Annotated in this window: 13 protein-coding genes; 5 read left to right on the top strand and 8 right to left on the bottom strand. The window is 63.3% G+C overall.

Features of this window, described 5'->3' with window-relative positions; all coding sequences use genetic code 11:
* Positions 1-3 precede the first annotated feature (3 nt).
* The gene (locus ACYP2A_RS20220) at positions 4-1,077 is read right to left on the bottom strand and encodes a Rieske 2Fe-2S domain-containing protein (protein ID WP_459747593.1); all 1,074 of its coding nucleotides are present in this window, start codon (positions 1,075-1,077) and stop codon (positions 4-6) included.
* A 48-nt stretch (positions 1,078-1,125) separates the two neighbouring features.
* Positions 1,126-2,079 (bottom strand): PDR/VanB family oxidoreductase, encoded by a 954-nt coding sequence (locus ACYP2A_RS20215; RefSeq protein ID WP_459747591.1) that lies wholly within the window; start codon positions 2,077-2,079, stop codon positions 1,126-1,128.
* Positions 2,080-2,363: 284 nt separating this feature from the next.
* On the opposite strand from ACYP2A_RS20215, the gene ACYP2A_RS20210 reads away from it, so the two are divergent.
* From ACYP2A_RS20210 to ACYP2A_RS20190, 5 genes are all read left to right on the top strand, one after another.
* Positions 2,364-2,831 carry a MarR family winged helix-turn-helix transcriptional regulator gene (locus tag ACYP2A_RS20210; protein ID WP_459747589.1) on the top strand — a complete coding sequence of 156 codons (468 nt, stop codon included), beginning with the start codon at positions 2,364-2,366 and terminating at the stop codon, positions 2,829-2,831.
* Between the two features lie 583 nt (positions 2,832-3,414).
* Positions 3,415-4,683: a TolC family protein gene (locus tag ACYP2A_RS20205; protein WP_459747588.1), complete on the top strand. Its 1,269-nt coding sequence runs from the start codon at positions 3,415-3,417 to the stop codon at positions 4,681-4,683.
* A gap of 22 nt (positions 4,684-4,705) precedes the next feature.
* Positions 4,706-5,983: an efflux RND transporter periplasmic adaptor subunit gene (locus ACYP2A_RS20200; RefSeq protein WP_459747587.1), complete on the top strand. Its 1,278-nt coding sequence runs from the start codon at positions 4,706-4,708 to the stop codon at positions 5,981-5,983.
* A 24-nt stretch (positions 5,984-6,007) separates the two neighbouring features.
* Entirely contained in the window at positions 6,008-9,136 is a 3,129-nt protein-coding gene (locus ACYP2A_RS20195; protein WP_459747585.1) for a CusA/CzcA family heavy metal efflux RND transporter, read from the top strand.
* Between the two features lie 168 nt (positions 9,137-9,304).
* Positions 9,305-9,598 (top strand): DUF2790 domain-containing protein, encoded by a 294-nt coding sequence (locus ACYP2A_RS20190; protein WP_459747584.1) that lies wholly within the window; start codon positions 9,305-9,307, stop codon positions 9,596-9,598.
* A 2-nt stretch (positions 9,599-9,600) separates the two neighbouring features.
* Here the strand turns inward: ACYP2A_RS20190 and ACYP2A_RS20185 are convergent, their stop codons facing one another.
* From ACYP2A_RS20185 to ACYP2A_RS20160, 6 genes are all read right to left on the bottom strand, one after another.
* Complete coding sequence (locus ACYP2A_RS20185; protein WP_459747583.1) at positions 9,601-10,431, bottom strand: class I SAM-dependent methyltransferase; 831 nt, start codon at positions 10,429-10,431, stop codon at positions 9,601-9,603.
* 114 nt (positions 10,432-10,545) lie between these two features.
* Complete coding sequence (locus tag ACYP2A_RS20180) at positions 10,546-11,376, bottom strand: ABC transporter ATP-binding protein (protein WP_459747582.1); 831 nt, start codon at positions 11,374-11,376, stop codon at positions 10,546-10,548.
* Positions 11,373-12,419 (bottom strand): FecCD family ABC transporter permease, encoded by a 1,047-nt coding sequence (locus ACYP2A_RS20175; RefSeq protein ID WP_459747580.1) that lies wholly within the window; start codon positions 12,417-12,419, stop codon positions 11,373-11,375. Before ACYP2A_RS20175 ends, ACYP2A_RS20180 begins: the two co-directional genes overlap by 4 nt.
* Positions 12,416-13,417 carry a FecCD family ABC transporter permease gene (locus tag ACYP2A_RS20170; protein ID WP_459747578.1) on the bottom strand — a complete coding sequence of 334 codons (1,002 nt, stop codon included), beginning with the start codon at positions 13,415-13,417 and terminating at the stop codon, positions 12,416-12,418. The genes ACYP2A_RS20175 and ACYP2A_RS20170 overlap by 4 nt, the downstream gene beginning before the upstream one ends.
* On the bottom strand, positions 13,417-14,310 hold the full coding sequence (locus ACYP2A_RS20165) for an ABC transporter substrate-binding protein (protein WP_459747576.1): 894 nt from the start codon (positions 14,308-14,310) through the stop codon (positions 13,417-13,419). Before ACYP2A_RS20165 ends, ACYP2A_RS20170 begins: the two co-directional genes overlap by 1 nt.
* A 168-nt stretch (positions 14,311-14,478) precedes the next feature.
* The gene (locus ACYP2A_RS20160; RefSeq protein WP_459747574.1) at positions 14,479-15,213 is read right to left on the bottom strand and encodes a GntR family transcriptional regulator; all 735 of its coding nucleotides are present in this window, start codon (positions 15,211-15,213) and stop codon (positions 14,479-14,481) included.
* Positions 15,214-15,259 lie beyond the last annotated feature (46 nt).

Raw genomic sequence — 15,259 nt, 5'->3', positions numbered from 1 at the left:
TGCTCAGGACGACAGGCGCAACTGCTCGATGATCCGCCGCGCACGGTTGGCGCCGGCATCGACGTGGATGTCGATCATCGGCCGGGTGCCGAAACGACACATGTTCTGGTACTGGGCTTCGATCACTTCCTTGTCTTCGTCGAAGGTCAGGATGGTCTGCTCGATAACCTTGGCCTTGACCGCTTCGGCATCGCTTTCAGGGTTGGTGGCCATGGTCCAGAAATAGTGGCTGGTGGCGTCGGTTTCGGGCGTGACGCCATGAAAGCCGCGCATATGAAAGCCGCCACGGTTCGGGTCGTCCAGCGAGTCGCTGCCGGCATCGACCGCGCCGGTCCAGATGCGCAGGTGGCTGACGTGGAACTCGATTTCCTGCCAGCGATCGACCTTGTTCTTGAACGGGTAGGCGGCGGTGTAGGTCGGTGGCGGTACCGAGTCGGGCATGTGCCGCACCACGCGCACCACATGGTCGTCGCCTTCGACTTTCATGTGCGCGTTCATGTGGATGCTGGCGTTGCCGCCGATGGTGCGCAGGTGCACATAGCCCAGGTGGCTGAGGTCCATGAGGTTGTCGTGAATCAACTGATACGGCGCGTTGTAGTGGTACACGTTGCCGTCGAACAGGTACTTGCCGCTGCTGTGCACATCGTAGGCCGGCGGCAAGCCAATCGGTTCGGGGTGTGCGGCGCTGCCGAACCAGATCCAGACGATCTGGTCCTGCTCGCGCACGTGGTAGGCCGGCACCCGCGCCTTGCTCGGGATCTTGTCCTGGCCCGGAATCTCGATGCACTTGCCACCCTCGTTGAACAGCAAACCGTGGTAGCCGCAGCGCAGGCCGCTGGCTTCCAGGGTGCCGTTGGACAGCGGCAGGGCGCGGTGGCAGCAGCGGTCTTCGAGTGCGGCAACCTGGCCGTTGGCGGTGCGAAACAGCACCACCGGTTTATTCAGAAAGGTGCGGCCAAGCGGTTTGTCTTGCAGCTCCCAGGCCAGGGCCGCGACGTACCATTGGTCCAGGGCAAACAGCGATGCTGCGGGTGCTGCGGCGTCATAGGCGAGCGATTCGGCGGTGGATGCGTTCATGATTTTTCTCCAGGTCACGGTTATTGTTTTTGTCGTTGATCGTTCAGCTCAAAGGTCCAGCACCAGCCGCGCCGAGCGCGAGCGTGAGCAGCACGGCAGAAAACGGTCGTTGGCAGCCTGTTCGGCAGCGGTGAGGAATTGATCGCGGTGGTCCGGAATACCGCTGAGCACCCGCGTCACGCAGGTGCCGCAGACGCCTTGCTCGCAGGATGAGTCGATCTCGATGCCGGCTTCATCGAGCACCTCGAACACCGTGCGCTCCGCTGGAATCTTCAGTACCCGGCCGCTGCGGGCCAGTTCGACGTCGAATGCGCGGTTGGCCGCCTGATCGACCGGGGCGGCGGCGAAGAACTCGCGGTGCACCTGCGCCTCGGGCCAGCCGGCTGCATGCGCGGTGTCGAGGATGTGCTTCATGAAGCCACCCGGCCCGCAGACATACACATGGCTGCCGGGGGCTGGCGTGGCGAGCAGGGCGGCGGCATCGAGCTTCTGCGCCGGCATGCCGCTGTCGTCGTGCAAATGAATGCGGCTGGCAAAGGCGCTGTGGCCGAGCCTTTCGATAAAGGCGGCGCGGTCGCTGGCCCGGTAGCAGTAATGCAACTCGAAGTCGGCACCGCGATGGTGCAGTTCATGGGCCATCGCCAGCATCGGGGTGATGCCGATGCCGCCGCCAAACAGCAAGTGGCGAGTGCCCGTGTGATCAAGGGCGAACAGGTTGCGCGGTGTACCGATGGTCAGCGTTTGCCCGGCTTGCAGCGTGTCGTGCATGGCGTTCGAGCCGCCGCGCGAGGCCGGGTCCCGCAGCACGCCGATGACATAGCGATGCCGCTCGCGGGGGTCGTTGCACAACGAGTATTGCCGGGTCAGGCCATTGGCAATGTGTACGTCGATGTGCGCACCGGCCTCGAACGCGGGCAGCGCCTCGCCGTTCGGGGCGCACAGTTCGAAACTGCAAATGCCCTCTGCTTCGATGACTTTGCGAGTAACAGTGACTTCAAGCATGACTTCCCCCTCCACATTGAAGTGGCTGCTGAAAAAAAACGTCTAGAAAAGCGTCAGGACTGGATCAGCGTCGGCTGGCCAGACATCGCAGGGGAGGGCGAAGCACGCAGGGGGTAGTGAAATCGGAAGGGCTCATGGCAGGCACCTGATAATTATTTTTGTGAGGTTTGGCTACGGCATATCATGCGGGCAATGTCCCGCACCGTTGATAGGGTAAATCCTCTATCCAATTGGTTGCGGTGTCAACTAATTTTCTTGCGCTACTGACTCAAGGTATTTGCACCATGTCGAGTGACCAGCAACTCAACCTTGCCCGCTATGTGCCGGGCTTGCTGACCTTTCTTGCCAACAAGCTCGCCACTGGCGCGTCGCAGTGCTATCGCAAGCACTTCGGTATCGGCGTGGTGGAGTGGCGGATGCTGTCCATGCTGGCGGTGGAAAGCGATATCACCGCCAACCGCATCTGCCAGGTCGTCGGCCTGGACAAGAGCGCGGCCAGCCGCTCGCTGCAAACGCTCGAGGCAGCAGGGCATGTGCAAAGCCAGGTCGACCCCAAGGATGCCCGCCGTTACACCGTGCGCCTGACCGCCAGCGGCAAGGCGTTGCACGATCAGGTGATCAAGGTCGCGCTGGAGCGCGAACGCCGCCTGCTCAGCGACCTGTCGCCAGCGGAGGTAGACACCCTGGTCAACCTGCTGGGGCGTTTGCACATCCAGGTGGGTAATGTGAACGACTACGACCCGGCGCCGTAAAAATGCTGCGCTTTGTCGTCGTCGCAGGATTAATGCCTATCCGTTAAGCGCGGTACGAACCTTGTAGGAGATCACCCGACGCCACGGCGCCGCGCTGTCGCGCAGCAAACATTGTAGGAGGGAGCTCTGCTCGCGATCGGCTGCGCAGCAGTCGTAGATTCGCAGCGTGTCGACGATTTCTGTGAGCGCTTCGCGCTCAATCGCCAGCAGAGCTGCCTCCTACAGATTTTTGTTTTTAATTCAATAAAATCAATGAGTTATTTTATTTTTGATAGGAGCGGGCTCCTATAGGTCCGCGCACATGCTTAACTGAACGGCATTACGTCGTAGGAGCGGCTTTAGCCGCGAACGGTGGCGCTGCGTTTTGCTGCAGAAGCGTATCGCCGCCCGGCAGCTCCTACGAGTTCGGCGCCAGGCGAACGATGTCGAAACCCGCTTACGACACAGATCACACAAAGCCGCAAATAACGAAATTGTAATGTTCAGGCAATCCTGCCGCTAACGGCCGTTCCCTAAAGTCCCCCGCACTCAATACTCAGCCCGTTTCGGGCGTATCCAGTGATGTGACGGGAGACCTGTGAACATGCCAGCCGAGCAACCCCTTTTTCTGGCCGCAGGTTGCGGCAGGCGTCTGGCTCAAGTCGGCGTGCTGTGTGTGTTGCTGCTGTCCGCCAGCTACCTGCAAGCCGCTGAGTTGACGTTGGCGCAGGCCATCGATGCCGCCTTTACGCGCAACCCCGACCTGGCAGCGGTGCGCCAGGAACTGGGCATTGCCGAGGGTGAGCGCCAGCAGGCCGGGCTGATGCCCAACCCCGAACTGTCGTGGGAAGTCGAAGACACTCGTCGTTCCACCCAGACCACCACGGTGATGCTCAGCCAGGCGCTGGAACTGGGTGGCAAGCGTGGCGCGCGTATCGATGTCGCCGAGCGTGGTCAGGATGCCGCCCGGCTTGAGCTGGAGCGCCAGACCCATGAATTGCGCGCTACGGTGATTCAGGCGTTTTATGCCGCCGCCCGTGCGCAGACTGCCGTAGAGCTGGCCGAACAATCGCAGCAACTGGCCGAGCGTGGCCTGCGGGTGGCCGACGGCCGTGTCCGTGCAGGTCAGGTATCACCCATCGAAGCCACCCGCGCTCAAGTGCAACTGGCCGAAACCGAGGTGCAGGTGCGCAAGGCCCGCACCCTGCAAGCCGACAGCCAGCGGCAACTGGCGCGGGTCACTGGCGCAGGCGAGGGCGAACTGCAACGCCTGACCTTCGCCACGCTGGCGCCACAGCCGGCCCCCGCCGCCACCCCCCTGCTCGCCGTGTTGAACCAGGCGCCGGCCATGCGCCTGGCCGAAGCGCAGATTCAGCAGCGCGAAGCTTCGCTGGGTTCGGAACGTGCCCAACGCATCCCCAACCTCACCGTCAGCGTCGGCAGCCAGTACAGCCGCGAAGAGCGCGAGCGCATCAATGTGGTCGGCCTGTCGATGCCGCTGCCGTTGTTCGACCGTAACCAGGGCAACGTGCTGGCCGCCTCGCGCCGCGCCGACCAGGCCCGTGACCTGCGCAATGCCGTCGAGCTGGACCTGCGCACCCAGACCCGCACGGCGCTGGACCAATGGAGCAATGCGGCCCGCGAAGTGCAGTCGTTCACCCAGGTCATCCTGCCTGCGGCACAGCAGGCCGTGGACACCGCAACCCGAGGTTTCGAGGTCGGCAAGTTCGGCTTTATCGATGTGCTGGACGCCCAACGCACCCTGATCGATGCCCGCGGCCGTTACCTCCAAGCCCTGGCCACAGGCACCCAGGCGCAAGTGGCCATCGAACGTATTTATGGCGATTCCGCCAGCCTGCCTCGCCAACCCTGATTACCGATTTCGCGGAGCCCTTATGAACAATACACGCAGCCTTGCCCTCGCCGTGGCGCTGGTCGGCCTTATTGGTCTTGGTAGTTTGACGCTGACTGACCAGCGCGGTGCATTGCTGTCCGGGCAAAGCGCCCAGGCCGCCGAAAAGCCTCATGACGACGATCATGATCACGATCATCCAGAGCCCGCTACACCAAAGACGCCGGCGGCTGAAAAGCAAGATGATCATCAGGAAGAGGGCCATGCCCACGAAGAAGAGGGTCATGAAGAGGAAGGCCAACTGGCGCTGTCTGCCGAACAGATCAGCAGTGCCGGCATCGAGCTGGCGGTCGCCACGGCAAAACCGATGAACAGCGCCGTGAGCTTTCCTGGCGAAATTCGCTTCGACGAAGACCGCACCGCACACATCGTGCCCAGGGTCAGCGGCGTCGTCGAACGAGTGCTGGTCGAGCTGGGTCAGCCCGTCAAGAAAGGCCAGGTACTGGCGGTGATCGCCAGCCCGCAGATTGCCGATCAGCGCAGCGAGCTCAGCGCCGCCCAGCGCCGCCTTGAAACCGCCCGCAGCACCCTGCAACGGGAAAAGACCTTGTGGCAGGACAAGATCTCTGCCGAACAGGATTACCAACTGGCCCGCCAGGCCTTTGAAGAGGCGCAGATCAACGTTGCCAACGCGCGACAGAAACTGGCGGTGATCGGTGTCGGGCTCAACCCGGCGGGCGGCAACCGTTATGAACTGGTCGCGCCATTCGACGCCATGATCGTCGAAAAGCACCTCACTCTTGGTGAAGTGGTCAGCGAGACCAGCAATGCCTTCATCCTGTCCGACCTGTCGCGGGTCTGGGCGACCTTCGGCGTCACTGCCAAAGACCTCGACAAAGTATTGGTTGGCCGCTCGGTTACCGTCACCGCGCCCGACCTGCATGCTCAGGTCGAAGGCCGTGTCGGCTACGTCGGCAACCTGTTGGGCGAACAAAGCCGCGCCGCGCCGGTGCGCGTCACCCTGGCCAACCCACAAGGCGCATGGCGTCCCGGCCTGCTGGTCAGCATCGAGGTGAACGTGGCGCAGGATCAGGCCGGCGTGACTTTGCCGGAGACAGCGATTCAAACCGTGGAAAACAGCCCGTCGGTGTTCGTGCGCAACGCCGAAGGCTTCAAGTTGCAAGCCGTGAAAACCGGCCGCCGGGCCAACGGTCATGTGGAAATTATCGAGGGGCTGCACGCCGGCACTGAAGTCGCCGCCGCCGGCAGTTTCATTCTCAAGTCCGAGCTGGGCAAAGGCTCGGCCGAGCACTCCCATTGATCCGCTGCCGACGAGTACGCCTGCATGTTTGAACGCCTGATTCAATTCGCTATCGAGCAGCGCATCGTGGTGATGCTCGCTGTCTTGCTCATGGCCGGGCTGGGGATTGCCAGCTATCAGAAGCTGCCGATCGATGCCGTGCCGGACATCACCAACGTCCAGGTACAGATCAATACCGCAGCCCCCGGTTTCTCGCCGCTGGAAACCGAGCAGCGCATCACCTACGCCATCGAAACCGCCATGGCCGGCTTGCCTGATTTGCAACAGACCCGCTCGCTGTCGCGCTCCGGGCTGTCGCAGGTCACGGTGATTTTCAAGGAAGGCACCGACCTGTTCGCCGCCCGCCAGTGGGTCAGCGAGCGCTTGCAGAATGCCCGCCAGCAACTGCCGGCCGGGGTCGACACGGTCATGGGGCCGGTGTCGACCGGGCTGGGTGAAATCTTCCTGTGGACCGTCGAGGCCAGTGACGAGGCGCGCAAGCCGGACGGCACGCCGTACACGCCCACCGACTTGCGGGTGATCCAGGACTGGATCATCAAGCCGCAGTTACGCAATGTGCCGGGTGTGGCCGAGATCAACACCATCGGCGGCTTTGCCAGGCAGTTCCAGATCGCCCCCGACCCGCGCAAGCTGGCGGCCTACAAGTTGACCCTGAATGATTTGCTCACCGCGCTGGAGCGTAACAACGCCAACGTCGGCGCCGGTTATATCGAGCGCAGCGGCGAACAGCTACTGATCCGGGCGCCGGGCCAACTGGGCAGTCTGCAAGACATCGCCAATGTGGTGCTGACCCATGTCGAGGGCACCTCGGTGCGGGTCAGCGATGTCGCTGAGGTGATGATCGGCAAGGAACTACGTTCCGGTGCGGCCACCGAAAACGGCCGTGAAGTGGTGCTGGGCACGGTGTTCATGCTCATCGGCGAAAACAGCCGCAGCGTCTCGCAGGCGGTCGCGGCGCGGCTGGCCGAGATCAATCGTACATTGCCGGACGGCGTGGTCGCGGTAACCGTTTATGACCGTACCAATCTGGTGGAAAAAGCCATCGCCACGGTGAAGAAAAACCTCATCGAAGGCGCGATTCTGGTCATCGCGATTCTGTTCCTGTTTCTGGGCAATATCCGTGCGGCGCTGATCACGGCCATGGTGATTCCGCTGGCCATGCTCTTCACCTTCACCGGTATGTTCACCAACCGGGTCAGCGCCAACCTGATGAGCCTCGGCGCGCTGGACTTCGGCATCATCGTCGACGGCGCGGTGGTGATCGTCGAAAACGCCATCCGCCGCCTGGCCAACGCACAGCACAAACATGGCCGGTTGCTGACCCGTTCCGAACGTTTCCATGAGGTGTTCGCGGCGGCCAAAGAAGCGCGTCGGCCACTGATTTTCGGCCAGTTGATCATCATGGTGGTGTACCTGCCGATCTTCGCCCTGACCGGGGTCGAAGGCAAAATGTTCCACCCCATGGCCTTTACCGTGGTCATCGCCTTACTCGGCGCCATGATCCTTTCGGTGACCTTCGTGCCAGCCGCCATCGCGCTGTTCGTCACCGGCAAGGTCAAGGAAGAAGAGGGCCTGGTGATGCGCAAGGCGCGCCAGGGCTATGCCCCGGTGCTGGGTTGGGTGCTGGCGCATCGCAGCGTCGCCTTTGCCATGGCCGTGGTGTTGGTGGTGCTGTCGGGGGTTACCGCCAGCCGCATGGGCAGCGAGTTCATCCCCAGCCTGAGCGAGGGCGACTTTGCCTTGCAGGCCCTGCGTGTGCCGGGCACCAGCCTGAGCCAGTCAGTGGACATGCAGCAGCGTCTGGAGAAGGCGATCATGGCGAAAATGCCCGAGGTCGAGCGCGTCTTCGCCCGCACCGGCACCGCCGAAATCGCTGCCGACCCGATGCCGCCGAACATCTCCGACGCCTATGTGATGCTCAAGCCCAACAGCGAGTGGCCAGAGCCTGGCAAGTCGCGCGAGACCCTGATCGCTGAACTACAAGCGGCCGCTGCCAGCGTGCCGGGCAGCAACTACGAGCTGTCGCAGCCGATCCAGTTGCGCTTCAACGAGTTGATCTCCGGAGTGCGCAGTGACGTGGCGGTCAAGGTCTTTGGCGACGACATGGACGTGCTCAACCAGACCGCTGCCAAAATTGCCGCGACCCTGCAGAACGTCCCCGGTGCTTCTGAGGTGAAGGTCGAGCAGACCACCGGCCTGCCGGTGCTGACTATCAATATCGACCGCGAAAAAACCGCTCGCTACGGGCTGAATATCGGTGATGTACAGGACGCCATCGCGATTGCTGTCGGTGGTCGTGAGGCCGGCATCCTGTACGAAGGCGACCGGCGTTTCGACATGGTCGTGCGCCTGCCCGAAACCCTGCGTACGGACCCCGAGGCCTTGGCCAGCCTGCTGGTTCCGGTGCCGGGCAATGCCGGCCAACAGATCGGCTTTATCACCCTGTCGCAGGTCGCCAGCCTCGACCTGGAACTGGGGCCGAACCAGATCAGCCGCGAGAACGGCAAGCGCGTGGTGGTGGTCAGCGCCAACGTGCGCGGTCGCGACCTGGGCTCGTTCGTTGAGGAGGCCGCGCAAACCCTGCAGGACCAGGTGAAGATTCCGACCGGTTACTGGACCGCGTGGGGCGGGCAGTTCGAGCAATTGCAATCGGCGGCCGAGCGCCTGCAGATTGTGGTGCCCATTGCCTTGCTGCTGGTGCTGACGCTGCTGTTCATGATGTTCAACAACCTCAAGGACGGCCTGCTGGTGTTCACCGGTATTCCGTTTGCGCTGACCGGCGGGGTGCTGGCGCTGTGGCTGCGCGATATTCCGTTGTCGATTTCGGCAGGGGTCGGTTTTATCGCCTTGTCGGGTGTCGCGGTGCTCAATGGCCTGGTGATGATTGCCTTCATCCGTACCCTGCGTGAAGAAGGGCGTTCACTGTTTGATGCCATCAACGAGGGAGCCCTGACGCGCCTGCGCCCGGTGCTGATGACTGCGCTGGTAGCGTCGCTGGGCTTTATCCCGATGGCGCTGGCCACCGGCACCGGAGCCGAGGTACAGCGACCGCTGGCGACCGTGGTGATCGGCGGCATTCTGTCCTCGACCATGCTGACCTTGCTGGTGCTGCCGGCGCTGTATCAATGGGCACATCGCCGCGACCCTGATTGATTCCGGTCAAGGCGTAAACAAAAAGCCCGCGACGGTTCAGATCGCGGGTTTTTTGTTTGTGCAACAAGTAGATAGCGCGATGCCACATTACTGAATGGTCATTTTCACGCAATGCTCCCGAAAGTGGCCGGTGGTTAACCTAGCGCCATCTTTTGAAGGAGAACCACGATGAAACTGACCACCCTGTTGTTCACCGGCCTTGTGTTGCTGACCCCGCTGGCCGCTCAGGCCACTTCTTACCAGACCCTGGTGCAAGAGCACGCCAGCCGACAGAACCTGCCGGTGCCCGAGGTCGTCGAATACCGCTACGGCATGAAGCTGGATGTCGCCCGTGTGGTGTTCAAGACCCCACTGGATAAATCCTGCCAGGTGACGCCGCGGTTGATGATCTACAAGGATTCCAAAGGCGACCTCAACGCTGTGCAATACCGGACGATGAGCGAGTGCCGGGGTAATTCCTGAACCTAGGGTTTCACAAACCTGAGGGTCAACCGGTCGGACTCACCAATGGCTGCATACTTGGCCTTGTCCTGTTCACCGAGCTTGTAACTCGGTGGCAGAGTCCAGACGCCGGCCGGGTAGTCCTTGGTGTCCTTGGGGTTGGCGTTGACCTCACTTCTGTCCTGTAATTTGAATCCTGCATCCAGCGCCAGCCTGATCACATAGTCGGTGGTCAGGTAACCGGTCTTCTTGATGCTTTCCAGATCGGCACCGTCCCTGGCGCGGTGATCGACCACTCCCAGCACGCCACCCGGCTTGAGTACCTTGAAGAACGCCTCGAACGTGGCCGGCGCATCGCCTGCGAGCACCCAGTTATGCACGTTACGGAAGGTCAGCACCCGGTCGGCTGAACCCGGTGCGCCGAACACCGGCGCCTTGGGGTCAAACTCGACCCGCTCGGCCCTGCCGTACCGTTCAGGGTCGGCCTTGAACTTGTCCTTGAGCGTGTCGGCAGCCTTCTTGTAGTAATCACCCGACGACGGCGCCTGCAAGGCGGCGATGTAATGCCCGTGGTCCTTGAGCAATGGCGCAATGATCTCGCTGTACCAGCCTGCGCCAGGGGTGATTTCGATCACCGTCTGGTTGGCCTGCAAACCAAAGAACTGCAAGGTTTCCCTGGGATGGCGCGCGCCGTCGCGGGCGCTGTTGTCCTTGGTGCGCCATGAACCGCCCAGCACATCGGCGTATTGCGCATCGCTGATGCTGCTCGAAGGATTGGCAGAGTGAGTGGCGGCGTGGGTAAGGGTAGGGGTAAACAGCGTGGTGAAGGCCAGGGCCAGAAGCGTACGGTTCATGATCGTCCTGAAAGGGGTGGGTATGGACCGAAGCTACCACGCACTCTTGTCACATCCTTGAAACATTTTTTCCGGTCAACCGAACTCGCGGTTCTATGCGCCGACAGCTTTAGCTCAGGTCTTCGCCACGCGGCGCCGAACACCGGCGATCACTACGGTGCCGCTGTGCGGATCGCGCAGCAGCTCGCATTGCACGCCATACAATTGCTCGACCAGCGCCGGGGTCACTACCTGATCGGGCGGACCTTCGGCCACGATCCGGCCGGCCTGCATCGCCACCAGATGGTCGGCGTAGCGGCAGGCGCTGGACAAGTCGTGGACCACCATGACCAGGGTCTTGCCGGTGGCAGCCAGGTCGCGAATCAGTTCGAACACTTCAATCTGGTGACCCAGGTCCAGTGCCGAGGTCGGCTCATCGAGCAACAGCAGCGGAGTGGCCTGCGCAATCGCCATGGCGATCCAGGCGCGCTGGCGCTGGCCGCCTGACATCGACTCCAGCGCGCGGTGCTCGAGGTCCTGCAAGTCGGCCGCTGCAATCGCGGCTTCGACAATGCGTTGATCCTGTTCGGACCACTGGCTCAGCACGCCCTGATGCGGCTGGCGGCCAAAGCGCACCAGTTCATGCACGGTCAAGCCGTCCGGGGCGCTGGCATCCTGAGGCAAGAGGGCCAGGCGCTGGGCCACGCGGCGGGTCGGCAGGCGGGCGATGTCGGCACCGTCGAGCAGCACCGCGCCGTGGCTGGGCGCATGCAGGCGGCTCAGCCCGGCCAGCAGGGTGGATTTGCCGCAGCCATTGGGGCCGACGATGGCGGTGACCTTGTGCGGCGGCAGGCTCAGCGACAGCTGTTCGATGATTCGCGTGCGGGCGTAATCCAGGCTCAGTTCGCGTGCTTCAAGGCGTGCGGGCGCTGCATCGATGGGCAGCAGCGCGGTGTCGAGGGTCATGGGGTGCTCCGGATGGGTTGGCGGATCAGAATCCACAGCAGATAAGGGCCGCCGATAATCGCCGTAACGATACCCACCGGGATTTCCAGCGGTGCCAGCCAGGTGCGCCCGGCCCAGTCCGCAGCGGTCATCAACAGGGCGCCGCATAAGCCTGCATTAAGCACCGGCACACCGCGATACCCCGACAGATAGCGAGCCATTTCTGGCGCCGCCAGGGCGATCAGGCCCACCGGGCCGACCACCGCCACTGCAAGGCCGGTGAGCAGCACGGTCAGCGCCAGTGTGGCGGCCCGCACCCGCCCCAGATGCACACCCAGGCCGCGGGCGACCTGGTCGTTGAAGCGCAAGATAGTCAGTGGCCGGGTCAAGACCTTGCAGCACGGCAGCGCCAGCAACAGGCCGATGCCGAGCATCTGCACCGCCAGCCACGGCCGGGCATTGAGGGTGCCGACGGTCCATGGGTAGGCCTGGTTGGCGCTGTCGATGTCGGTGCGGGCCAGCATCAGGTTGGTCAGCGCACCGAACACCGCACCCACGCCAATGCCGACCACGATGAACCGATAACCGCGTGCGCCGCTGCCGCCGCCCAGTCCAAAAGCCAGCGCCGCAGCGGTGCAGGCGCCGATCAACGCCAGGGCCGAAGGGGCCAGGCTGGTGGGAATGGCGACGATGGAGGCCACGGCAAATGCCGTCGCACCGTCGTCCAGGCCAATGATGCCGGGCGTGGCCAGGCGGTTGCGGGCCAGGGTCTGCAACAGACAACCGGCGATGCCCAGCGCCGCGCCACTGAACAGCCCGGCCAGCAGCCGCTCGAAGCGCAATTCTTGAACCAGAAACACATTCATCGGATCGCCTTGGCCAAATAGCGCCAACAGCGCACTCAACGGATTGAGCCCGGCGGCGCCGCTGGCCAGGCTGGCGGCGCCGATCACCAGCAGTGCCAGCAACAATGCAGTAGCAGCCCCTGTGGCGCGCCTGGGCACCAGCAGCGAGTAACCGCCCAGGCGGACCAGCCAGTAGCCGGGCAGCGGACGCAAGTTCATAAGCGTGGAATCCGTTGGCCGCGCACCACCGCAATCAGGATCGGTGCGCCGATAAACGCGGTGATCACCCCAATGGGCAGCTCATACGGACGCACGCTCAGGCGCGAGACGATATCGGCGGCCACCAGCACACACGGGCCGAGCAACAGCGACGGCAGCAAGGTGCGGCGTATGTCCGGACCCGCCAGGCGCCTGGCGATAAAGGGCACGATCAGGCCGACAAAACCGATGGGGCCGGCCGCCGAGGTCGCGGTGCCGACCAGCAGCGCAACGGCCACCAGTGCCCAGAAGCGGATCAACTGCGGGTGATGGCCCAGACCGGCCGCGACCCGTTCACCCAGCGCCAGACTGGCCAGCGGACGAATCAGTGGCAGCAACAGTGCAAGTCCTGCGATGACGCCGGGCAGGCTCCACAGCAGGGTATCGGCGGAACGTCCGGCCAGCGCACCGATGACCCAGAAGCGGATCTCGTCGGCGCTGCGCTGATCGTGCAGCAGAATCACCGAGGTGATCGCCGCCAGCAAACTGCTGAACGCCGCACCGGCCAGCACCAGCCGCACCGGGTCATTGCCCAGCGTGGCGACGCGGCTGACCAGCAGCACCAGCAAACAGCCGGCCAGCGCACCGGCCACGGCCACGCCCAGATTGACCGTGGCCGAACTGGCGCCCAGCGCAATCGCCAGCACCACCGCCAATGAAGCGCCGGCACTGACCCCGAGCAGGCCGGGCTCGGCCAATGGGTTACGGGTGGTGGCTTGCAGCACGATGCCGGCGGCACCCAGTGCAGCGCCGACCAGCAGGCCGAGCAGGGTGCGCGGCCAGCGCAATTCGAAGACCACAAAGCGTTCGTCGGCACTGCCGTGGCCTAATAACGTGTGCACGGCGCGAACCGGCCCGGTATCGCCGGCACCGAACAGCAGGCTGGCGAGGGTGACCAGCGCCAGCAGGGCGGCGCAGGTCATGAGGCGGGAGCGGTAAACGCGGGGTAATGCAGTCATCAAGGTTTGATCAGCGCCTTCTCCAGGTCATCCAGCACCTTGTTCGCTGCCAGTGGCCCCGAACCGCTGGCCCAGACCTGACCGTCGACATCCACCACCTGCTTGTTCTGTACCGCACCCAGGCGTGCGAACGCCGGTTGTGCACGGGCAGTTTCCAGGGTCTTGGCGCCTTCGCTGTTCAGGCTGGCGACGAATAGCCAGTCGGCGTCGATCTTGCTCAGGTTTTCCAGGCTCAGCACATCGCTGTGCGGCTTGCTCAGGCTGTTGGCCAGTTCGGTGCTCTTGAAGCCGGCGGCAGTCAATAACTGGCCAACAAAAATCTTGCTCGACATGGCAATCGGACCTTGCGGGTTCCAGCGCACCACCGACACCGTTTGCCCGGCCGGTGCCTTGGCTTTCAGCGCGGCAATGCGCTGGTCGATGGCCTGCAATACGCTCTTGCCCTGCGCTTCGCGGTCCAGCGCCTTGGCGATGAAGCTGGCGTTGTCCTGCCAGGCACTGCTGCTCGAACCCTTGGCGACGATGGTCGGCGCGATGCGGCTGTAGGCGGCGTAGAGATCCTTGCTCAAACCTTCAGGGGCCAGAATCAGATCCGGCTTGAGCTTGAAGATCGCCTCCATGTTCGGCGCCCGGCTGGTGCCGACGATGCCCGGCGTACCGGCTTTGTCCTTGAGGTACGCCGACACCTGATCGCTGCCCCGTGTCGAGACCGTACCGACCGGCTGAATGCCCAGCGCCAGCGCGGTGTCGAGGCTGCCTTCATCGAGGGTAATGACCCGCTGCGGCGTGGCATCGAGTTTCACCGGCCCGAAGGCGGTGTCCAGCGTGCGCTCAGCGGCCATCAGCGGCGTGGCCAGTACGGCAAGCATCACAAGGGAAAGGGGTTTGAACATGGCGAGGAGTCCTGGCTGCGGGTGAAGCGACGAGAGCAGGACGCAGTGCGCAGGATCGGTCAAGCCTTGATCCAGAGCCCTCGACACGGGGACAAGGGCTGGATGATAGGGTTTCTCATTTGAGAGTAAAGTGAATTTACAAAATATACACTTGCCGCACGGCGAGTATTAAACCGCTCGGTCGCGCTTCATCTGCAACACCAGGGTAAAGCGGTCGTCCGGGTGAATGGTCTCAGAGGCCACGATCAACTCGCCGTTCTCATCGCGGTACTGACGCAGAATATTCAGCCCCGGCGAGCCCGCTTCGGCGTTGAGCTGTTTCGCCAGCCGGGCGTCCAGCAACACCGCGCGCACCTGCTGGTCGATCACATCGATGTAGCGCCCGAAGTGCGCTTCGATCAGCGTCGCGATCAACACGCCAGGCTGTTCACGGGCCTGCTCGATGACCTCGGCATAGCTTTGCCGGGCATAGACATCGGTCCAGCACAACGGCGCTTCGGGGTGGTCACGGTCGATGCGCACGCTCGACACGCAGAAATAATGCTCGCCCGGTTGCAGGCCCAGACGCTTGGCCTGGGCGATGTCGGCCACGAAATGCCGCACCTCCTGAATGTCGCGCTGCTGGGTTTCAGCCAGGTGCGCCAGGTCCGACACCGTGGCCAGCGAATGCGAATAGCCGCCGCGTGGTGAGCTGGCTTCGACCCGCGTACCGACGCGCTTGCGCCGCGACACCAGGCCTTGGGTCTGCAACTGGTTGATCGCCGCGCGCACCGTGTGGCGGCTGACCTCGTACAGGTCGCACAACTCGAACTCGGTCGGCAGCAGGCTGCCCACCGGGTATTTCCCTGACGCGATGCCCTCCATCAGATCCCTTGCCAGCACCGCATAGCGCGCGTCGTTCATGCCCTTCATCAGCCTCGTCAAATCAACCAGTTGACAGTCTACCAGT

This window comes from Pseudomonas sp. 3A(2025), assembly GCF_054589175.1.
The sequence above is the reverse complement of the archived record's forward strand: the minus strand, read 5'-3'. Positions and strand labels throughout refer to the sequence as shown.